Below are 19,312 nucleotides of genomic sequence, written 5' to 3'. Positions count from 1 at the left end.
CCTCCTACCGACAGGTCCGCCCATGCGCGTGCTCGACCGGTTGACCGCCGTCGTCGCGCTGGCGCTCGTCCTGGTCGGCCTGGGTGTGCCCACCCGCGCGGAGACCCCTGAGCCCGGCGCGGTGGTCACCGCCGCGCATCGGCCGGTCGTCGTAGACGCGCCGGCCGCGACGCCGGACCGTCCCGCCCCTCCCCCCGGCGACCCCCGAGTCGTCGTGGCGCGCCCCGCGCACCTCGACGCTCCGTCGGATGCGCGGACGGCAGTCTCCGGCGGAAACCGCGGTGACCACCGCGCTGGCGTCGTACTCACCGACGGACCGGACGATCTCCTCCTGGCCGTGCCCGTGCGCGTCGCTGGCCCGTCCGACCAGGCCGTGGTTCCGATCCGCTACCGGTCGCCGGCCGTACCGCTGCCGCCGCGCGGCGCCCTGCCCACCCGGGCCCCGCCGCCCGCTGCCTGACCCTCCCCGCGTCTGGTGCTGATCACCTTCTGTCGCGCGCTCGGCGCCCTCTCCAGATAGCGGCCCGGCGCGCCATCGATCGTCGGCGTGGACGCCGAGACGGCGCGGTCGGCACGCCTACGTCGCGACCCGTGGCTGCGGGGTCTGGGCGTCCGACCTGTCCCAACACTGACCGCCGAAGGCCGGCCGGCCTTCGGGCGCGGCCGCGGGCCCCGTCCCCTCTTCCTCCGGGGGCGGGGCCCGCCTCGTGTCCACCCCGCGGGCCGGGAGGCCGTTCGCCGGATCGCATCGGTCGTTCACCGCGACGAGAGCAGCCGGGCCAGGAACCGTGTGCCGGGGCGCCGCGTCTGAGGGGCTGGGCCGGCGGCGCCGGTTTCGGTCCGGGCGGCGAACGGAGGCAGGACGATGAGGACGATGGCGGCTGCGGTGGCGGTGGGCGGGCTGCTGCTTGTGGCGGGGTGCGCGCCGGCCCGGGCGGAACGGACGGCCGCGCCGGCTGAGGCGGCACTTACGGCCGCGCCGGCCGGGGCCTCCGCCGGACCCGAGGCGGAGCCGGTCGACGTGCGGTGCGGTCCGGACGGCGTGACGGTCTCCGGGACGACGGTCCGCACGGGCCGGGCCGGCGTACCGATCCGGGTTGGCGGCACCGTCCCGGCGGGCACCTACCTGCGCATCGGGTGGACCCACGGCGGCGAGGGAAACCCCGTGCCCGCGTCACCCACGGTCTGGACGCTGACCGCGCCGCCCGGGCAGCTGCGGCTGAGCTGCTCGAACATGGAGAAGCGGGAAGAGGCGGTGACGGTGGTCGACTCGTCCGGCTTCTGGCGGCCGGGCACGGCTGCCGACTATTCCTGCGACTTCGGCGGGATCGCGTCCTGGGCCATCGGTCCCGGACGGGGGCCCAGCGTGGACGCCGCCCTGGCGGACCTGACCCGCCAACTGTCGGACATTCACGGCCGGTCGACGAACTGGCGGCAGCTGCCGATCGGCTACGTCGACGCCGCGGTCTCGACGTGGCTGCTGTCGGTCGAGGGCGAGCCGCGGATCACCGCACTGGTCAGCCGTACCGGATCGGACTTCCAGGCCAGCCCCGACTCGGGTTGCGGGCCGCCGCGGCGCTGACCGGGACGACCCGCGGCGGCCGCCCCGGTCGGGAACGACCGCCGCGGGTTCCCAGCTCAGGCGGCGGGGCGCACCTCGGCGAAGTGGCAGGCCGAGGGGTGCGGGTCCGCCGCGCGCAGCACCGCGAACGGCTCCTTGGTCGCGCAGATGTCCTGCGCCTTCCAACAGCGGGTGCGGAAGCGGCAGCCCGACGGCGGGTCGGCCGGGCTCGGCACGTCGCCGGTCAGCCGGATGATCTTCCGATCGGCCCGGGCGTCCGGGTCGGGCACCGGCACCGCCGAGAGCAGCGCCTGGGTGTACGGGTGGGTGGCCCGTTCGTAGATCTCCTGCTCGGTGCCGACCTCCACGATCTTGCCGAGGTACATCACCGCGACCCGGTCGGAGATGTGCCGGACCACCGACAGGTCGTGCGCGATGAAGATGTACGACAGCCCGAACTCGTCCTGAAGCTGCTCCAGCAGGTTTATCACCTGGGCCTGGATGGACACGTCCAGGGCCGACACCGGCTCGTCGCAGACGATGATCTCGGGCCGCAGGGCGAGCGCCCGGGCGATGCCGATGCGCTGCCGCTGGCCGCCGGAGAACTGGTGCGGATAGCGGTTGATGTGCTCGGGGTTGAGGCCGACCACGTCCAGCAGTTCCTGCACCCGCCCGCGCTTACTGCCCTTCGGCGCCGCCTCCGGGTGGATGTCGAACGGCTCGCCGATGATGTCGCCGACCGTCATCCGCGGGTTCAGCGAGGTGTACGGGTCCTGCATCACCATCTGCATGTTGCGGCGCAGCCGGCGTAGCTCCGCACCGGAGGACTTGAACAGGTCCTTCCCCTCCAGGGTGGCCCGGCCGGCGGTCGGTTTCTCCAGCCGCATCAGCAGCCGGGCCAGGGTGGACTTGCCGCAGCCGGATTCGCCGACCACGCCGAGCGTCTCGCCGCGGCGCAGCTCGAAGCTGACCCCGTCGACCGCCTTGACCGCGCCGACCTGCTTCTTGAAGACCACGCCCTGAGTGATCGGGAAATGCTTGACCAGGTTGTCGACGGCGAGGATCGTCTCGCCGCGGACCTTGGTCGGGCTAGCGGTCGGTGTCATCACGGACCTCCTGGGCGAAGTGGCACGCGCTGGTCCGGCCCTCGCCGAGGGCCAGGTCGTGCGGCACCTCGTCCACGCAGACCTGCTGCGCGTACGGGCACCGGGGGTGGAACGGGCAACCGGAGGGGATGCGCATCAGGTTCGGCGGCAACCCCCTGATCGTCGACAGCGACTGGCCGCGTACGTCCAGCCGCGGGATCGACGCCAGCAGTCCCTTGGTGTACGGGTGGGCCGGCGTCCGGTACAGCGAGCGCACGTCGGCGTGCTCGACGATCCGGCCGGCGTACATGACGGCGATCCGGTCCGCGACCCCGGCGACCACGCCGAGGTCGTGGGTGATCAGGATCATCGCCATGTTCAGGTCGCGACGCAGGTCGGCCAGCAGGTCCATGATCTGGGCCTGCACGGTGACGTCCAGCGCGGTGGTCGGCTCGTCGGCGATGAGCACCTTCGGGTTCAGGGCGAGCGCCATGGCGATCATGACGCGCTGCCGCATACCGCCGGAGAACTGGTGCGGGTAGTCGCCGAGCCGCTTCGCCGCGCCCGGGATCTTGACCAGATCCATCAGCTCGACGGCCCGCCGGCGGGCGTCGGCGCGGGACATCCCCTCGCGCTGGCGCAGCGTCTCGCCGATCTGCCAGCCGACCGGGAAGACCGGGTTCAGCGCGGAGAGGGCGTCCTGGAAGATCATCGCGATCTCCTTGCCGCGCACCTGCCGGCGCTGCTCCTCCGACTGGGTCAGCAGGTCCCGGCCTTGGTAGAGGATCTGGCCGGAGCGGATGTGCGCTGGCGGGGTGTCGAGGATGCCCATGATCGCCTGGGCGGTCACGGACTTCCCGGAGCCGGACTCACCGAGCACGGCCAGGGTCTCGCCCGGGTCGAGGTGGTACGACACCCCGTTGATCACCTTGGCCACGCCCTCGTGGGTGCGGAACTCGATGTGCAGGTCCCGTACCTCGAGCAGGTGGCCACCCGGCGGGGTGGGGGTGGCCGGCACCGGCCGGACAGCGGACTGGGTCATGAGGTCACCGCAGCTTCGGGTCGAAGGCGTCGCGGATCGCGTCGCCGAGCATGATGAAGGCGAGGACGGTCAGCGCGAGGAAGGCGGAGGGTACGACCAGCGGGGTCGCCGCCTCGCGCATGTGCACCCGGCCGGCATCGATGTCGATGCCCCAGGAGATGGTCGGAGCCTTGAGGCCGATGCCGAGGAAGCTCAGCGTCGCCTCGGCGGCGATGAACGAGCCGAGCGCGATGGTGAGCACCACGATCGCCGGCGCGAGTGCGTTCGGCAGGATGTGCCGGAACATGATCCGACCGTTGCCGGCTCCGAGCATCCGGGCCGCTGCGACGTAGTCCTGCTCCTTGGCGGTGATCACCGAGGAGCGGACCACCCGGGCCGCGGTGGTCCAGCCCAGCGCCGCCAGCACGAAGATCACCGCGGCGATCCGGACCGTGGAGCCGTCGCTGTGCACCCGCTTGAGCATCACGATCGCGGCGAGCAGCAGCGGGATGCCGAGCACGATGTCGGTCACCCGGGAGAGCACCGCGTCGACCCAGCCGCCGAAGTAGCCGGCGAACATCCCGACGGTCAGCGCGATCACGCCGGTGAACAGCGCGGAGAGCGCGCCGACCAGCAGGGAGGCACGGGCGCCGTAGACCGCCCGGGAGTACGTGTCGCAGCCCTGGAAGTCGTACCCGAGGATGGCCCCGCCGGACGGCCCGGCGTGCTGCCGGGAGAGCAGGCAGTCGCGCGGGTCGTTGGCGGTGAACAACGACGGGACGGCGGCCATCGCGGTGACCAGCACGACCAGGGTCAGGCTGATCCAGAAGATCGGGTTGCGACGCAGGTCGCGCCAGGCGTCACCGGCCAGGCTGCGCGCTTTCTGCGGCGCGCCCACCTGCTGCAGCGTGTCACTCATAGCGGATCCTCGGGTCGAGTACGGCGTACAGGACGTCCACCACCAGGTTGGAGACGAGGTAGACCACGACCAGCACGCTGACGATGCCCACCACCAGGGGGCCGTCCTCGGTGCGGATGCCGCGGAACAGGTTGAAACCGACACCGGGGATGTTGAACACGCCCTCGGTGATGATCGCGCCGCTCATCAGGTTGCCCAGCTCGACGCCGAGGAAGGTGACCACCGGGATGAGCGAGTTGCGCAGCACGTGCACGCTGACGATCCGGCGCTTGACCAGACCCTTCGACCGGGCGGTGCGCACGTAGTCGGCGCGCAGATTCTCCGCGACCGAGGTCCGGGTCAGCCGCAGCGCGGTGGCCAGCGAGAGCGAGCCGAGCACGATGCCGGGCAGCAGCAGGGCGTACAGGCTCGGTTCGGCGCCGGCGGTCGGCGGGAAGAGCGGCCACTTGACGCCGAGCAGGAACTGGGCCAGTGGGGCGAGCACGATGGTCGGGATGCCGAGCACCAGCAGGGTGAGCACCAGCGTCGCGTTGTCGAAGATGCTGGCCCGCCGGATGCCGGCGATCACGCCTGCGGTGACGCCGATGACGATGGTGACGACCATGGCGATCAGCGCCAGCCTGATGGTGACCGGCCAGGCGGTGGCGAGGATGTCGCCGATCTGCCGTCCGGTCAGCGACTGCCCGAGGTCGCCCTGGAGCAGGTTCTTGAGGTAGTCGAAGTAGCGGTAGAAGAAGCCACCCACGCCGGTGGCGTCGAGGTGGTATTTCTCGGTCAGGTATGCCCGCTGGGCCGCGGTGACGGGTCGTTCCCCAGCGAGCGCCTGGATGGGGTCGCCCTGGCCGGCGAACATCAGCGCGTAGACGATCAGCGTGGTCCCGAAGAACGCGAGAACCATCTGGAGCAGTCGCCGCAGAATGAAGCGGAACATCCTGAAGTCTCTCTGGAAGGGGCGGAAGGTACGCCGCTCGCGCGGGTCGGGCCACCCGGTGTGGCGGCCCGACCCGGCGTACGGGTGTTACTTGGCGGCCTCGATCTTCAGCAGGTTGACCCGGTCGAACAGGTCCACCTCGACGTTCTTGACCTTGGTCGAGTGGCCGAAGTTGTTCTGGCCGTACCGGAGCGGGATCACCGGCATGTCCTTGGCCAGGAGGTCCTCCGCCGCCTGGTACTTCTTGATCGCCTCGTCCTCGCTCGGGGCGCTGGAGCCCTCGGCGAGCAGCTTGTCGAACTCGGGGTTGCTGTAGCCGTAGTAGTTCGACGAGCCGTTGGTGCTGTACAGCGGGCCGAGGTAGTTCTCCATGGACGGGTAGTCCATGACCCAGCCCATCCGGAACAGGCCGACCGGCTGCTTCTGCTTGAGCTTGGTCAGCAGGTCCGCGAACTTCGGCTCGGCGGTGCCGACGCACTCCACGCCCAGGTTGGCCTTGAGCTGGTTGCAGGTGGCGTCGATCCAGTCCTTGTGGCCACCGTCGCCGTTGTACGACAGCTCGATCTTCTTCGGGCCGCCCGCGGCCTCGTACAGGGCCTTGGCCTTGGCCGGGTCGAACTCACCGGACGCGCCGATGGTGTTGTCCCGGTAGCCGGCGACCACCGGCGAGACGAACGAGCGGGCCGACTGCTGCGAGCCCTTGAAGATCGACTTGGTGATCTCCTCCCGGTCGATCGCCATCGAGATGGCCTTGCGCACGTCGGGGTTGCTGAACTCCTTCTGGAAGGTCGGGAAGGCCAGCACCTGGAGCGAGGAGGCCGGGCTCTGCTGGAACCGGTCGCCGAGGTCGGTGGGGGCGGTCGACAGGTTCTCGGTCGGGATCGTCTTGATCACGTCGAGGTTGTCCGACAGCACGTCCGCGTACGCGGCGGTCAGCTGCTGGTAGATCCGGAACTCGACGCCGCCCACCTTCGGCTTCTCGCCGGGGAAGGCGTCGTACTTCTCGACCTCGACCTTGGCGTCGTGCTGCCAGGTGCCCTTCATCTTGAACGGGCCCTGACCGATCGGCGCCTGCTCGTAGCCCTCGGCGAGTACGCCCGGGGCGGAGAAGGCCGCCTTGGGCAGCGGGTAGAAGGCCGTGTAGCCGAGCATGCTCTTGAAGTCGACGTACGGCTGGGAGAGCGTCACGGTGAAGGTCAGGTCGTCGACCTTCTTCAGGCCGCTCAGCGCGGTGGCCTTCGGCTGCTCGCCCTGCAGGTCGTCGTAGCCGGCGATCTTCTCGAAGAAGTAGCTGGAGTTCTGGCCGTTTGGGCCGTACGCGCCGTAGTTCCAGGCGTCGATGTAGTTGTCGGCCGTGACCGGCTCGCCGTTGTGGAACGTGTAGCCGGGCTTCAGCTTGATCGTCCAGACCTTGTTGTCCGACGACGTCACCGAGTCGGCCGCCACCTCGTACGGCTTGTTCGCCTGGTCGTAGTCGACCAGCGGGCTGAACAGTGCGGACAGCACCTGTGAGCCGCTCGTCTCGTTGGTGTTGGTCGGCAGCAGGTGCTGCGGCTCGGCGATCTCGATCCGCACAGCCGCGTTGGGGTCGCTCTTGCCGCCGCTGCCCCCGCCCGAGCCGCAGGCCACCAGGCCCAGGGTCACCGCGAGCGGGAGGGCGGTCCAGGCGGCGAGCCTACGAACACGCATTGGAGTCTCCTCATCTCCTCACGCTGCGCAGTCAGGCCCGGCGTTGGGTAACGCTGCGCAACGATCGGCAACGGTAGGTCGTCGCGGGCCGTTTCGGCAACGAGAGCGTTGCGATGTGGTAACGGAGTGCCCGCCCCGGTCTTGGCCCAGCGGTGGACCTCTGGTATGGGAGTGGAGATGAAATAGCTGGTCAGTGCCGCGTTTTGCGGCCGATGGAGCGGGTTCGAGGCACCCTCTCGACGCCTTCACGTGCTTGCTGGTCGGCCGTCCGCCGCGTCCCGGTTGATCATCTGGTGTCCGTCTCGCAATGTGGCGCGAGGCACACTTCTGTGACGGTGGGTGACGAAAAACACGTCACGGAGGGTCACCATTTGCCGTCATCGTTCGGGTGGCCGTGGGACGTGAGACGATCCAGGCGTGACGGCGATGATCCTGGACGGCAAGGCGACGGCGGCGGAGATCAAGGACGAGCTGCGGACGCGGGTCAAGGCGCTGGCGGAGCGCGGAACCATCCCCGGGCTCGGCACGGTCCTGGTCGGCGCCGACCCCGGCTCCCAGGCGTACGTCAACGGCAAGCACCGCGACTGCGCCGAGGTGGGCGTCGCCTCGATCCGCCGCGAGCTGCCCGCAGAGGCCACCCAGGAGCAACTGGAGGCCGTCCTCGCCGAGCTGAACGCCGACCCGGCCTGCCACGGCTACATCGTCCAGCTGCCGCTGCCGGCCCACCTGGACACCCAGCGGGCGCTGGAGATGATCGACCCCGAGAAGGACGCCGACGGCCTGCACCCGGTCAACCTGGGCCGGCTGGTGCTCGGCTACGACGCCCCGCTGCCCTGCACCCCGCGCGGCATCGTGGAACTGCTCCGCCGGCACGACGTCGCGCTGCGCGGCGCCAAGGTGGCCCTGATCGGCCGCGGCAACACCGTCGGTCGCCCGCTCGGCCTGCTGCTCACCCGGCGCAGCGAGAACGCCACCGTGACCCTGTGCCACACCGGCACGCTGGACCTGGCCGAGCAGACCCGCGCGGCCGACATCGTCATCGTCGCGGCCGGCGTGCCGGGCCTGCTCACCGCCGACATGATCAATCCCGGTGCGACGGTCGTCGACGTCGGCATCACCCGGGTGATCGGCGCGGACGGCAAGGGCCGCTACACCGGCGACGTCGACCCCGAGGTGGCCGAGGTGGCCGGCAAGCTGGTGCCAATGCCGGGCGGTGTCGGGCCGATGACCCGGGCCATGCTCCTGACCAATGTGGTGGAGCGCGCCGAGCGGCAGATGTGACCGACCACCCAACCGCGTCATAACCGTCCGCCCCTGGCCCGATCGGTGCCAGGATGGCTGATACGGTCCGGAAAACCGACTGGTAGCAGGGAGTGGGACGACCATGGGTAAGAAGGTCACTGTCGTCGGGGCCGGCTTCTACGGCTCCACCACCGTGCAGCGCCTGGCCGAGTACGACGTCTTCGACACCGTCGTGATCACCGACATCGTCGAGGGCAAGCCGGCGGGCCTGGCGCTGGACCTCAACCAGTCGCGCCCGGTCGAGGGCTTCGAGACCAAGGTCGTCGGCGTCACCACCGGCCCGAACGGCGAGGGCTACGAGGCCATCGAGGGCTCGGACGTCGTCGTCATCACCGCCGGCCTGCCCCGCAAGCCGGGGATGAGCCGGATGGACCTGCTGGAGACCAACGCCAAGATCGTCCGCCAGGTCTCCGAGAACGTCGCCAAGTACGCCCCGAACGCCGTCGTCATCGTTGTCTCCAACCCGCTGGACGAGATGACCGCGCTGGCCCAGATCGCCACCCAGTTCCCGCGCAACCGGGTGCTCGGCCAGGCCGGCATGCTGGACACCGCCCGGTTCACCAACTTCGTCGCCGAGGCGCTGAACGTGCCGGTGAGGTCGGTGAAGACGCTGACCCTGGGCTCGCACGGCGACACCATGGTCCCGGTCCCGTCGAAGAGCACCGTCGACGGCAAGCCGCTGCGCGAGGTCATGCCGGCCGAGCAGATCGAGGAGCTGGTCGTCAAGACCCGCAACGGGGGCGCCGAGGTCGTCGCGCTGCTGAAGACCGGCTCCGCGTATTACGCCCCGTCGGCCGCCGCCGCCCGGATGGCCAAGGCCGTGGCCGAGGACTCGGGCGACGTCATGCCGGTCTGCGCCTGGGTCGACGGGGAATACGGCATCTCCGGCGTCTACCTGGGTGTCGAGGCCGCGATCGGCGCCGAGGGCGTCAAGCGGGTCGTCGAGACCGACCTGGACGCCGACGAGCTGGCCAGCCTCAAGGAGGCCGCCGAGGCGGTCCGCGCCAAGCAGTCCGACATCGCCAACATGTAACCCCAGCTGCCCGGAGCGCCCCGCGACCGATGGTCGCGGGGCGTTTTCGCGTCCGGACCGGGGATCAGTCGGCCGGGTCCGCGCCGGAGCGGCGCGGGCCGTCGCCGCCGTCGATCAGGACGCCCAGGCCGTCGAGGACCCGGGCCAGACCGAACTGGTACGCGCGGTCCGGGCTGTACGCGGCGTTCTGCGCGGCCCCCGCCGCGGCGCCCACCCGTACGGCTGTGGGGTACCGCCGCTCGTCGAGCACCCGGGCGAGCAGCGGGCCGTTCGCCGCCCACCACTGTTCATCGCTCCACGCGGTCTCCCGACGGGTGAGTCGTGCCTCGGCTGCCGAGCGGGCCGCAGCCCGGACGAAGTCGAGGACGTAGGTCAACGCGGCGTCCCGTTGCACGTCGTCCAGGCCGGTGCCGTCGAAGGCGCGCAGTTCGTACTCGTACTTGGCCATCATGCCCGGGCCCAGCGGCGGCCGGCCGGTGGCGACCTCGGTGGCCCAGGGGTGGGCGGTGTACAGCTCCCGGTTGTCCCCGGCGAGCGCCGCCACCCGTGCCCGCCAGGGCTCGCCGGACCGGTCGGGTCGGGGCATCCGGGTGTAGCCGGCGTCCAGCATCAGGTCGAGCAGCTCGGCCTTGCCCGGAACGTACGTGTAGAGGCTCATCGGCGCCACGCCGACCGCCTGGGCGACCGCCCGCATGGTCAACGCGTCGAGCCCGTCGGCGTCCGCCAGCTCGATGGCGGCCGTGACGATGTCGTCCAGCGAGCGGCCCGGGCGCGGACCCCGACGCGGGCTCTCGTCGGGCTGCCGCCAGAGCAGGCGCAGGGTACGGGCCGGGTCGCCGGCTCCGCTGCGGTGGTTGGACACCTCCCGATCCTCTCAGGCAAAAATGTCGTACGCGGTACGATGTACAATGTACGGAGTATTTCCCCCGACTCCAGGGAGTCCACGTGCAGATCACCGCCTCCGCCGTCTCGCTCAACGTCGCCGACGTCGCGGCCTCGGCCACGTTCGTCCAGCAGCACTTCGGTTTCCGCCAGGAGATGGAGGCCGACGGGTTCGTCTCGCTGGCCCGCGAGGGCGTCGGCTTCAACCTGGTCTTCCTGCGTACCGGGTTGGCCCTCCTCCAGCCCGAGGAATTGCGCGGGCAGCGGGCCGAGGGACTGATCGTCGCCTTCGTGGTGGACGACGTCGACGCCGAGTGCGCCCGGCTCCAGGCCGCCGGCGTGCCGATCACGACGCCGCCCCAGACCGAGCCCTGGGGGGAGCGCTTCTTCCAGGTGACCGACCCGAATGGGGTGATCTTCCAGCTGGTGCAGTGGGTGCACGCCCCGGCCGAGGCCAGCTGATCCAGGCCCGCACCCTTCCCCCGTGCGGAGGTGTGGTGGCACCGGCAGGCGGGAAGGGTGAGGGCGGCTGGGGTGCCCCGGCGAGTTTCCAGTACGCTCGTACTGCTTGAGCACGTGTCCCCCGAGAGGAGCGCCGGCCGATGGCGAAGATCAAGGTAAACAACCCGGTCGTGGAACTCGACGGCGACGAGATGACCCGGATCATCTGGAAGCAGATCCGCGAGCAGCTGATCCTGCCGTACCTCGACGTCGACCTGCACTACTACGACCTGTCGATCCAGCACCGCGACGCCACCGACGACCAGGTCACCATCGACGCCGCCAACGCCATCAAGGAGCACGGCGTCGGCGTCAAGTGCGCCACCATCACCCCGGACGAGGCCCGGGTGGAGGAGTTCGGGCTGAAGAAGATGTGGCGGTCGCCGAACGGCACCATCCGCAACATCCTCGGCGGCGTCGTCTTCCGCGAGCCGATCATCATGTCGAACGTGCCGCGGCTGGTCCCCGGCTGGACCAAGCCGATCATCATCGGCCGGCACGCGCACGGCGACCAGTACAAGGCCACCGACTTCGTCGTCCCCGGCCCGGGCACGGTGACCATCACCTACACCCCGGCTGACGGCAGTGCCCCGATGGAGATGGAGGTCGCCAACTTCCCGGGCGGCGGCGTCACCATGGGCATGTACAACTTCGACGACTCGATCCGGGATTTCGCCCGCGCCTCGATGCGCTACGGCCTGGACCGTGGATACCCGGTCTACCTGTCGACCAAGAACACCATCCTCAAGGCGTACGACGGCCGCTTCAAGGACATCTTCGCCGAGGTGTTCGAGAACGAGTTCAAGTCGGAGTTCGAGGCCGCCGGCATCACCTACGAGCACCGGCTGATCGACGACATGGTCGCCGCCGCGCTCAAGTGGGAGGGTGGCTTCGTCTGGGCCTGCAAGAACTACGACGGTGACGTGCAGTCCGACACCGTCGCCCAGGGCTTCGGCTCGCTCGGCCTGATGACCTCGGTGCTGATGACCCCGGACGGCCGCACCGTCGAGGCCGAGGCCGCGCACGGCACGGTCACCCGGCACTACCGGCAGTACCAGAAGGGCGAGAAGACCTCGACCAACCCGATCGCGTCGATCTACGCCTGGACCCGGGGCCTGGCCCACCGGGGCAAGCTGGACGGCACCCCGGCGGTCACCGAGTTCGCCAACACGCTGGAGCAGGTCATCATCTCCACGGTCGAGGGCGGCCAGATGACCAAGGACCTCGCGCTGCTGATCTCGCGCGACGCCCCGTGGCTGACCACCGACGAGTTCATGAACGCGCTCGACGAGAACCTGGCCCGCAAGCTCGCCGCCTGATTCCGTCCACGCGTCACGAAGGAGCCCGCCGGCCCGGCGGGCTCCTTCGTCTCCACCCGCCGCGTCACCGCAGGTGGCGTGCCTCGTTGAACAGGGTGGACGGGGCCGCGAGTCCCGCCCAGGAAGGTTGACCGCGTCGCCTCGCGGCATGAGTGCCGATCAGCCAGCCTTCCCGGCTGTCGCGCACAGCCAGCCGTCCCTTCCCTTGCGGGGGGCCCTGTCCCGGGCCCCCCGCGCCCTGTTGTCCGGCCCGTCGTGTGTAAACAGGGGTCCCTTGCTCTACCTCAGGCGTTAAGCAGAGGCCCTTCCTTTCACCCGGTGCGGAGCAGTTCGGCGGCGCGTTCCGGGGCGATGTCGTTGATGAAGACGCCCATGGCCGACTCGGAGCCGGCCAGGTACTTCAGCTTGTCCCGGTCCCGCCGGACGCTGAACAGCTGCAGGTGCAGGTGTCCCAACTCGCGGTCGACCCGCACCGGTGCCTGGTGCCAGGCCGCGATGTACGGCATCGGCTGGCCGAACAGCCCGTCGAAGCGGCGCAGCACGTCCAGGTAGAGCGGCCCGAAGGCGTCCAGCTCGGCGTCGTCCAGCGCCGGGATGTCCGGCACCGGCCGGTGCGGGGCCACGTGCACCTCGAACGGCCACCGGGCCGCCGCCGGCACGTACGCCGTCCAGTGTTCGTTGCTCGCCACCACCCGGACCCCGGCGGCGCGCTCGGCGGCGAGCACGTCCGCGTACAGGTTGCCGCCGGTGCGCCCGGCGTGCCGGCGGGCGGCGGCGAGCATCGCGCGGGTCCGGGGCGTCACGAACGGGTACGCGTAGATCTGGCCGTGCGGGTGGTGCAGTGTCACCCCGATCTCCACGCCCCGGTTCTCGAACGGGAAGACCTGCTCCACCCCGGGCAGCTCGTTGAGCGTGCCGGTCCGGTCGGCCAGCGCGTCCAGCACGGTCCGTACCCGCCGTGGCGAGAGGCTGGCGAACGAGGCGTGGTGGTCGTCGGTGAAGCAGACCACCTCGCATCGGCCGTGTCCCGGGCGTACCGGGGTGAACGGGGTGATCTCGGCCGGCTCGTCGGCGACCCGTTGGCTCAGCGACGGGAAACGGTTCTCGAAGACGGCCACGTCGTAGTCGGGGGCGGGGATCTCGCTGAGCCGGCCGTCCCGGGACGGGCAGAGCGGGCACTGGTCGGCCGGGGGCAGGAAGGTGCGGGTCTGCCGGTGCACCGCCACCGCCACCCACTCGTCGGTCAGCGGGTCGTACCGGAGTTGGGAGGCCGCCGGAGGCGGGGGCAACTCGCGGCGGTCCGGCTCGTCACGGACCGCGTCGTCCCGCTCGTCGAAGTAGATCAACTCGCGGCCGTCGGCCAGCTCGATCCGCGTACGCCTCACCGGGCCCCCTCGGTGCCCGGCACGACCACCAGTTCGCCCACCCGGTCGGCCAGTGCCCGTCGAGCGTCCGGCGCCAGCCGGTCGTCGGTGACCAGCACGTCCGCGGCGTCCAGCCCCACGATCGAGGAGATGCCGACCGTGCCCCACTTGGTGTGGTCGGCGAGCACCACCAGCCGGTCGGCCGCGGCCACCAGGGCCCGGTTCGTGTCGGCCTCCATGAGGTTCGGGGTGGTGAACCCGGCGCGTTCGCTGATCCCGTGCACGCCGAGGAAGAGCAGGTCGAGATGGAGGGCCCCGAGCGCCGCCACGGCCAGCGGGCCGACGAGCGCGTCCGAGGGGGTTCGCACGCCACCGGTGAGCACCACGGTCTGGTCCGGCCGGCCGCCGACGTGCAGGATCTCGGCCACCGGCAGCGAGTTCGTCACCACGGTCAGCCCCGGCACGTCGACCAGCCGGCGGGCCAGCTCGGCGGTGGTCGTGCCGGCGGAGAGGGCGATCGCGGCACCGGGGCGGACGAGCCGCGCGGCGTGGTCGGCGATGGCCGCCTTCTCGGCGGACTGCCGGACCGACTTGACGCGGAACCCGGGCTCGTCCGTCGAGCCGGGGCCGGTGACGGTCGCCCCGCCGTGCACCTTGGCCAGCACGCCCCGCTCGTGCAGGGTCTCCAGGTCACGCCGGATGGTCATGTCGGAGACGCCGAACTCGGCGGCCAACTCGGTGACCCGCACGCCCCCGGCGGCACGGACCCGTTCCAGGATGGCCGCCTGCCGCTGCCGCGCCAGCACCCGTCGTCACCCCCGGCTCTCGCGACCACGTCCCAACGTGGTCGAACGTGTTCCAACAAAGCCGAACACTAGCGGGCAGGTGGGGGAGAGGAAAGGGAAGGGGGCGCGGCACACAGCGCCCGGCTGCTCCGCCGACCCCGCCGCCACCGGGGCCGCGAACGGCCGGCGGTCGGCGGGGACGGATCAGGCGGACTGGAGGCGGGGCTCCACCCAGCCGCTCTCGGTCAGGTGTTCCATCACCTGCTGGACCGCCTCCTCGACGGTCAGGTCCGTGGTGTCCACCACCAGATCGGCGTCGATCGGCTCCTCGTACGGGTCGTCGATGCCCGTCATACCGGTGATCAGGCCCGCGCGGGCCCGCGCGTACAGGCCCTTGCGGTCGCGCTGCTCGCACACCTCCAGCGGGGTCGCGACGTGGACCAGCAGGAAGCCCGACCCGGCGGCGTGCGCCATCTCCCGGGCGGCGGCCCGGGCCGCCGCGTACGGGGCGATCGGGCAGCAGATGCCGACCCCCCGGTGCCGGGCGATCTCGGCGGCCACCCAACCGATCCGGCGCACGTTGGCGTCCCGGTCGGCCTTGCTGAAGCCCAGCCCGGCGGAGAGTTCCCGGCGCACCACGTCGCCGTCGAGCAGGGTGACGCTGCGTTCGCCGCCCTCACGCAGCAGGTCGGCAAGGCCCCGGGCGATGGTCGACTTGCCGGACCCGGACAGCCCGGTCAGGAAGACCACCAGGCCCCGGTGCCGGCGCGGCGGGCGAGCCCGGGCCAGCTCCTTGGCCACCGCCGGCGGGGTGTGCCACTCGGGCAACGGGAAGCCCCGGTCGAGCAGGTCGTCGATCTCCTCCTGGCGCAGCGCCAGCCGCCGGTTGCGCGGCGGGATGTCCTCCCGCCAGCGCCACTGCCCGTCCCGGTTGTCGTACGCCAGCTCCCGGGGCACCAGCACCCGCAGGCCGGCCCCGGAGAGCATCCCCTCGGTGGAGAGCAGGTGGGTCACCCCGTACGCGGCCGCGACCCGGGCCCGGAGCAGGGCATCGCTGATCTCGTCGGGCCGCCTGGCCAGCGGCACCGCCACCAGGGTCGCCGGGGGCATCCGGTCGCGGGCGGCGAACACGGTGCGGACGAGCGCCTCGGACGGCAGCCCGCCGACCCCCTCGTCGCCCACCGGGACCATCACCAGCAGGTGTGCGCCCAACGTGCGCGCGGAGTGCGCGATCTGCGCGAGCTGCGGCCGGTGCAGCGGCCGGTCGGCGAAGACACCGAGCACCCGGCCCGGCGGCAGCAGCGCCTTGACCTCCTCGGGGCTGCGTCGCAGCCGCTGGAACGGCCCGCGGCCGCCGTCGCCGAGCCGGCGTACCGCGCCGCCGACGCCCATCATCCCCTCGCGGAGCGGCCAGACGTCGGTCACGTCCATCGCGGCCACCGGGGCGCCCTCGCCGTCGGTGAGCACCAGCGCCCGGCGCAGTGGCTCGTCCAACTCCAGCCCACCGGCGAGTGCCGCCGGCACCTGCAGGGTCACCGGCACCGGCCACGGCGTGCCGTCGGCCAGCCGGCCGCGCCGGCTCAGCGCGGCCAGGTCGGCCCGGGTCATGAAGCCGGCCAGCGGGGCGTACGCCCCGGTCAGCAGTAACTCGAGATCGGCCAGCTCACCGGTGCGAGGCGCGTACGCCGGCGCGTCCCGCAGCACGTCCTCGGGCAGCACCCACCCGTTGCTCATCTATCCCCCAACTCACCGGCCGGCACACAGTTTCGCAGCCGGTCGGGCTCCGGTCGAGAGTGCCACCCCACCTCATGACCACCGTCCGTTGACGCGACCGTCGCCGGTCGCGACCGGTCGGCGGCGGCCGGCGAAGCGGCGCCGAACGACCCCGCCCAGCGTAAGCACCCGGTGGAGGCGCTGGTCAACCCGCTTCCGTCGATCCCGGCCAGGACCTGGTGCGTCCGCTCTCCCCGGTCGGCGCGGGAGCGTATCGAGCGTGCCCGGGGCGGGTGCGGGCCACCCGGACGGCCGGTTCGAACCGGCTGGTCGGCCAGCCGGACCTGAAGATCCGGACCATTCGCGGTGCGCCCCGGCCGACCTGGGCGCCGGTCGGGGCGGAATCAGGGGTAACCCCGAGCGTTTCCTGATACCCAGAGGGGCATGCACTTTCTACGCTGGGCGTCGTGACACTGCTCGCGACCGAGTCGCTGACCAAGACGTACGGAGGTCGGGTCACCGCGTTGGCCGACCTCACGGTGTCGGTCGAGCCGGGGATCATCGGGCTGGTCGGCGCGAACGGCGCCGGCAAGTCGACCCTGATCAAGATCCTGCTGGGCCTGCTCGCCCCGACCAGCGGCCGGGTCTCCGTGCTCGGCCTCGACCCCACCACCGACCCGGCGGCGGTCCGCGCCCGGGTCGGCTACATGCCCGAACACGACGCCCTCCCGCCCGACCTGTCCGCCGCCGAACTGGTCACCCACCTCGGCCGGATCAGCGGCCTGCCGCGGACGGTCGCCCGGGAGCGGGCCTCCGAGGCGCTGCGCCACGTCGGCCTGCACGAGGAGCGCCACCGGGCCGTCGGCGGCTACTCCACCGGCATGAAGCAGCGGGTGAAGCTCGCCCAGGCCCTGGTGCACGACCCGGACCTGCTGCTGCTCGACGAGCCCACCAACGGCCTCGACCCGGCCGGCCGGGACGCCATGCTCGCCCTGATCCATCGGATCGGCACCGAGTTCGGCATCTCCGTGGTGGTCTGCTCGCACCTGCTCGGCGAGGTGGAGCGGATCTGCGACACGCTGGTCGCCATCGACGGCGGGCGGCTGCTGCGCGCCGACCGGGTCGCCGCGATGACCTCCGCCACCGACGTGCTCGCTGTCGAGGTGAGCGAGGGTACGGAGGAGTTGGCCGCCCGGCTCGCCGCGTTCGACCTGCCGGTGTCCCGGGAGGGGCGGCTGCTGCTCGTCCCGCTCGCCGACGACGCCACGTACGACCTGATCCTCGGCGCGGTCGCCGAGCTGGACCTGCCGCTGCACCGGCTCGACCAGCGGCGGCACCGGGTGGCCGAACTCTTCGCCACGAGGGAGCCCAGCCATGCCTGAGCCGACCGGCGTCATCCACGACATCGGGTACCAGCGCTACACCGGCACCCGGCTGGGCCGCCGGCACGTCTTCGGCGCGCTCTACCTGCACGGCCTGCGGACGGCGTTCGGCCTCGGCCGGTCCGCCAAGGCGAAGATCTTCCCCTGGCTGGTGGTCAGCATCGTGGTGGTGGTCGCCGCCGGGCTGACCGCGGTACGCACCCAGACCGGCCAGGTCGTCATGACGTACGCCCAGTTCGCCGACGCGATGAGCTGGCTGGTCATCTTCTTCGTCGCGGTGGTCGGGCCGGAGCTGGTCTCGCGCGACCTGGGCAGCGGCGTGCTGCCGCTCTACTTCTCCCGACCGCTGCCCCGCGGCGACTACGCGCTGGCCAAGCTCGGCGCGCTCGGCACCGCGCTCTGGCTGCTGCTCGGCGCGCCGCAGCTGGTGATGTTCCTCGGCGCCGCGTTCACCACCAAGACCGGGATCCGCGGGGTCTGGGACGAGCTGCTCGACCTGTTGCCCGGCCTGCTCTACGCGGCCCTGTGGGCGGTGGTCTTCGCCTCGGTCGGGCTGCTCATCGCCTCGCTCACCAGCAAGCGAGCCTTCGCGGCCGGCGGCATCGTGGCGGCGTTCCTGATGACCGCCCCGATCGTCGCCACCCTGTCGATCATGCCCTCCCGGGCGGTCAACGAGCTGGCCATGCTCGCCTCGCCGTCCAGCCTCGTGGAGGGCGTCGGCATCTACACCCTGGGCGACCGGCTGCATCCCGGTGGGTTGGGGTTGATCGGCGACTTCGGGCCGGTCTACCTGGCCGCGGCCATCCTGCTGGTGGCCGGCTGCGTCGCCCTGCTGCTGCTGCGATACCGGAAGGTGGCCGCCCGATGACCACGATCAGTGCCGGCCCACAGGCGGCGGCGCCGACCACCCCCGCGTCCACCCTCGACCTCGCCGGGGTCTCCCGGTGGTACGGCAACGTGGTGGCCGTCAACGACATCACCATGCGGCTCGGGCCCGGGGTGACCGGCCTGCTCGGGCCGAACGGCGCGGGGAAGACCACCCTGCTGCACATGATGGCCGGCTTCCTCGCCCCGTCCCGGGGCGCGGTCACCCTCGACGGGGAGCCGACCTGGCGCAACCCGGACGTCTACCGGCGGCTCGGCCTGGTCAGCGAGCGGGAGGCGGTGCACACCTTCCTCTCCGCGTACGAGTTCGTGCTGGCCAGCGCGAAGCTGCACCGGCTGCCCGACCCCGAGGCGGCGGCCCGCCGGGCGATCGACCTGGTGGAGATGGCGGACGCGCAGGACCGGCGGATCGGCACCTACTCCAAGGGCATGCGGCAGCGCACCCGGGTGGCCGCCGCGCTGGTCCACGACCCGCAGGTGCTGCTGCTCGACGAGCCGTTCAACGGGATGGACCCGCGGCAGCGGCTGCACATGATGGCCCTGCTGCACCGCCTCGGCGACGCCGGCCGGACCATCCTGTTCAGCTCGCACATCCTGGAGGAGGTTGAGCAGGTCTCCGGCACCGTGCAGGTGATGGTCGCCGGCCGGCTGGCCGCCTCCGGCGACTACCGGACCATCCGCCGGCTGATGACCAACCGGCCGCACGTCTTCGCGGTGCGCTCCACCGACGACCGGGCGCTCGCGGTCGCGCTGATCGCCGAGCCGTCGGTGACCGGGGTGGAGCTGGGCCGGGCCGGGCTCACCGTCCGGGCTGGCGACTACGGTGCCTTCACCCGGGCGCTGCCGAAGATCGCGCTGGCCCGGGGCGTCCGGGTCCGGTCGCTGACGCCCGAGGACGAATCGCTGGAGAGCGTCTTCTCCTACCTGGTGGGGAGCTGAC

18 protein-coding genes are annotated in these 19,312 nt (G+C 71.5%); 9 read left to right on the top strand and 9 right to left on the bottom strand.

What is annotated here, in order from left to right; all coding sequences use genetic code 11:
- The first annotated feature begins 22 nt into the window (after positions 1–22).
- Positions 23–460, top strand: a complete 438-nt coding sequence (locus ACIRG9_RS16820) for a hypothetical protein (RefSeq protein ID WP_402856246.1) — start codon at positions 23–25, stop codon at positions 458–460.
- A gap of 414 nt (positions 461–874) precedes the next feature.
- Positions 875–1,582: a hypothetical protein gene (locus ACIRG9_RS16815; RefSeq protein ID WP_402856243.1), complete on the top strand. Its 708-nt coding sequence runs from the start codon at positions 875–877 to the stop codon at positions 1,580–1,582.
- A gap of 56 nt (positions 1,583–1,638) precedes the next feature.
- Here the strand turns inward: ACIRG9_RS16815 and ACIRG9_RS16810 are convergent, their stop codons facing one another.
- The 5 genes from ACIRG9_RS16810 to ACIRG9_RS16790 form a co-directional block, all read right to left on the bottom strand.
- Complete coding sequence (locus ACIRG9_RS16810) at positions 1,639–2,667, bottom strand: ABC transporter ATP-binding protein (RefSeq protein WP_402856240.1); 1,029 nt, start codon at positions 2,665–2,667, stop codon at positions 1,639–1,641.
- A complete protein-coding gene (locus tag ACIRG9_RS16805) occupies positions 2,651–3,688 on the bottom strand; it encodes an ABC transporter ATP-binding protein (RefSeq protein WP_402856237.1) in 1,038 nt (345 codons plus the stop codon). Before ACIRG9_RS16805 ends, ACIRG9_RS16810 begins: the two co-directional genes overlap by 17 nt.
- 4 nt (positions 3,689–3,692) lie before the next feature.
- On the bottom strand, positions 3,693–4,586 hold the full coding sequence (locus ACIRG9_RS16800; RefSeq protein WP_402856234.1) for an ABC transporter permease: 894 nt from the start codon (positions 4,584–4,586) through the stop codon (positions 3,693–3,695).
- On the bottom strand, positions 4,579–5,517 hold the full coding sequence (locus ACIRG9_RS16795) for an ABC transporter permease (RefSeq protein ID WP_402856231.1): 939 nt from the start codon (positions 5,515–5,517) through the stop codon (positions 4,579–4,581). The genes ACIRG9_RS16800 and ACIRG9_RS16795 overlap by 8 nt, the downstream gene beginning before the upstream one ends.
- 87 nt (positions 5,518–5,604) lie before the next feature.
- Complete coding sequence (locus ACIRG9_RS16790; RefSeq protein ID WP_402856228.1) at positions 5,605–7,206, bottom strand: ABC transporter substrate-binding protein; 1,602 nt, start codon at positions 7,204–7,206, stop codon at positions 5,605–5,607.
- A 417-nt stretch (positions 7,207–7,623) separates the two neighbouring features.
- On the opposite strand from ACIRG9_RS16790, the gene ACIRG9_RS16785 reads away from it, so the two are divergent.
- Together ACIRG9_RS16785 and mdh are read left to right on the top strand one after the other, a co-directional pair.
- Entirely contained in the window at positions 7,624–8,487 is an 864-nt protein-coding gene (locus tag ACIRG9_RS16785; RefSeq protein WP_402856225.1) for a bifunctional methylenetetrahydrofolate dehydrogenase/methenyltetrahydrofolate cyclohydrolase, read from the top strand.
- Between the two features lie 103 nt (positions 8,488–8,590).
- Positions 8,591–9,541, top strand: coding sequence for a malate dehydrogenase (gene mdh, locus ACIRG9_RS16780; protein ID WP_402856222.1), 951 nt, complete (start codon positions 8,591–8,593; stop codon positions 9,539–9,541).
- A gap of 64 nt (positions 9,542–9,605) precedes the next feature.
- Here the strand turns inward: mdh and ACIRG9_RS16775 are convergent, their stop codons facing one another.
- The gene (locus tag ACIRG9_RS16775) at positions 9,606–10,403 is read right to left on the bottom strand and encodes a TetR/AcrR family transcriptional regulator (protein WP_402856219.1); all 798 of its coding nucleotides are present in this window, start codon (positions 10,401–10,403) and stop codon (positions 9,606–9,608) included.
- Between the two features lie 83 nt (positions 10,404–10,486).
- On the opposite strand from ACIRG9_RS16775, the gene ACIRG9_RS16770 reads away from it, so the two are divergent.
- Complete coding sequence (locus ACIRG9_RS16770; RefSeq protein ID WP_402856216.1) at positions 10,487–10,885, top strand: VOC family protein; 399 nt, start codon at positions 10,487–10,489, stop codon at positions 10,883–10,885.
- A 140-nt stretch (positions 10,886–11,025) separates the two neighbouring features.
- Positions 11,026–12,243: an NADP-dependent isocitrate dehydrogenase gene (locus tag ACIRG9_RS16765; RefSeq protein ID WP_402856214.1), complete on the top strand. Its 1,218-nt coding sequence runs from the start codon at positions 11,026–11,028 to the stop codon at positions 12,241–12,243.
- Between the two features lie 311 nt (positions 12,244–12,554).
- On the opposite strand, the gene galT is transcribed toward ACIRG9_RS16765, so the two are convergent.
- The 3 genes from galT to cysC form a co-directional block, all read right to left on the bottom strand.
- Entirely contained in the window at positions 12,555–13,628 is a 1,074-nt protein-coding gene (gene galT / locus ACIRG9_RS16760) for a galactose-1-phosphate uridylyltransferase (RefSeq protein WP_402856212.1), read from the bottom strand.
- A complete protein-coding gene (locus ACIRG9_RS16755) occupies positions 13,625–14,413 on the bottom strand; it encodes a DeoR/GlpR family DNA-binding transcription regulator (RefSeq protein WP_402856210.1) in 789 nt (262 codons plus the stop codon). The genes galT and ACIRG9_RS16755 overlap by 4 nt, the downstream gene beginning before the upstream one ends.
- Before the next feature lie 183 nt (positions 14,414–14,596).
- Positions 14,597–16,126 carry an adenylyl-sulfate kinase gene (cysC, locus tag ACIRG9_RS16750; protein ID WP_402856208.1) on the bottom strand — a complete coding sequence of 510 codons (1,530 nt, stop codon included), beginning with the start codon at positions 16,124–16,126 and terminating at the stop codon, positions 14,597–14,599.
- 446 nt (positions 16,127–16,572) lie between these two features.
- Between cysC and ACIRG9_RS16745 the strand changes: the two genes are divergently transcribed.
- Genes ACIRG9_RS16745 through ACIRG9_RS16735 form a run of 3 tightly spaced genes read left to right on the top strand, consistent with a single transcriptional unit; the run spans position 16,573 to position 19,311 of the window.
- The gene (locus ACIRG9_RS16745) at positions 16,573–17,487 is read left to right on the top strand and encodes an ABC transporter ATP-binding protein (RefSeq protein WP_402856206.1); all 915 of its coding nucleotides are present in this window, start codon (positions 16,573–16,575) and stop codon (positions 17,485–17,487) included.
- Positions 17,480–18,355: an ABC transporter permease gene (locus ACIRG9_RS16740; RefSeq protein ID WP_402856203.1), complete on the top strand. Its 876-nt coding sequence runs from the start codon at positions 17,480–17,482 to the stop codon at positions 18,353–18,355. Before ACIRG9_RS16745 ends, ACIRG9_RS16740 begins: the two co-directional genes overlap by 8 nt.
- Positions 18,352–19,311, top strand: a complete 960-nt coding sequence (locus ACIRG9_RS16735) for an ABC transporter ATP-binding protein (protein ID WP_402856200.1) — start codon at positions 18,352–18,354, stop codon at positions 19,309–19,311. Before ACIRG9_RS16740 ends, ACIRG9_RS16735 begins: the two co-directional genes overlap by 4 nt.
- Position 19,312 lies beyond the last annotated feature (1 nt).

Origin of the sequence: Micromonospora sp. NPDC093277 (genome assembly GCF_044765245.1) — a bacterium.
Lineage (GTDB): Bacteria > Actinomycetota > Actinomycetes > Mycobacteriales > Micromonosporaceae > Micromonospora.
This window is presented reverse-complemented; position numbering and strand designations above follow the sequence as displayed.

Excerpts from the sequence above, each read along its gene's own strand:
- ACIRG9_RS16820 (WP_402856246.1), top strand. The coding sequence starts at position 23 with ATGCGCGTGCTCGACCGGTTGACCGCCGTCGTCGCGCTGGCGCTCGTC.
- ACIRG9_RS16815 (WP_402856243.1), top strand. The coding sequence starts at position 875 with ATGGCGGCTGCGGTGGCGGTGGGCGGGCTGCTGCTTGTGGCGGGGTGC.
- ACIRG9_RS16810 (WP_402856240.1), bottom strand. The coding sequence starts at position 2,667 with ATGACACCGACCGCTAGCCCGACCAAGGTCCGCGGCGAGACGATCCTC.
- ACIRG9_RS16805 (WP_402856237.1), bottom strand. The coding sequence starts at position 3,688 with ATGACCCAGTCCGCTGTCCGGCCGGTGCCGGCCACCCCCACCCCGCCG.
- ACIRG9_RS16800 (WP_402856234.1), bottom strand. The coding sequence starts at position 4,586 with ATGAGTGACACGCTGCAGCAGGTGGGCGCGCCGCAGAAAGCGCGCAGC.
- ACIRG9_RS16795 (WP_402856231.1), bottom strand. The coding sequence starts at position 5,517 with ATGTTCCGCTTCATTCTGCGGCGACTGCTCCAGATGGTTCTCGCGTTC.
- ACIRG9_RS16790 (WP_402856228.1), bottom strand. The coding sequence starts at position 7,206 with ATGCGTGTTCGTAGGCTCGCCGCCTGGACCGCCCTCCCGCTCGCGGTG.
- mdh (WP_402856222.1), top strand. The coding sequence starts at position 8,591 with ATGGGTAAGAAGGTCACTGTCGTCGGGGCCGGCTTCTACGGCTCCACC.
- ACIRG9_RS16765 (WP_402856214.1), top strand. The coding sequence starts at position 11,026 with ATGGCGAAGATCAAGGTAAACAACCCGGTCGTGGAACTCGACGGCGAC.
- cysC (WP_402856208.1), bottom strand. The coding sequence starts at position 16,126 with ATGAGCAACGGGTGGGTGCTGCCCGAGGACGTGCTGCGGGACGCGCCG.
- ACIRG9_RS16740 (WP_402856203.1), top strand. The coding sequence starts at position 17,480 with ATGCCTGAGCCGACCGGCGTCATCCACGACATCGGGTACCAGCGCTAC.
- ACIRG9_RS16735 (WP_402856200.1), top strand. The coding sequence starts at position 18,352 with ATGACCACGATCAGTGCCGGCCCACAGGCGGCGGCGCCGACCACCCCC.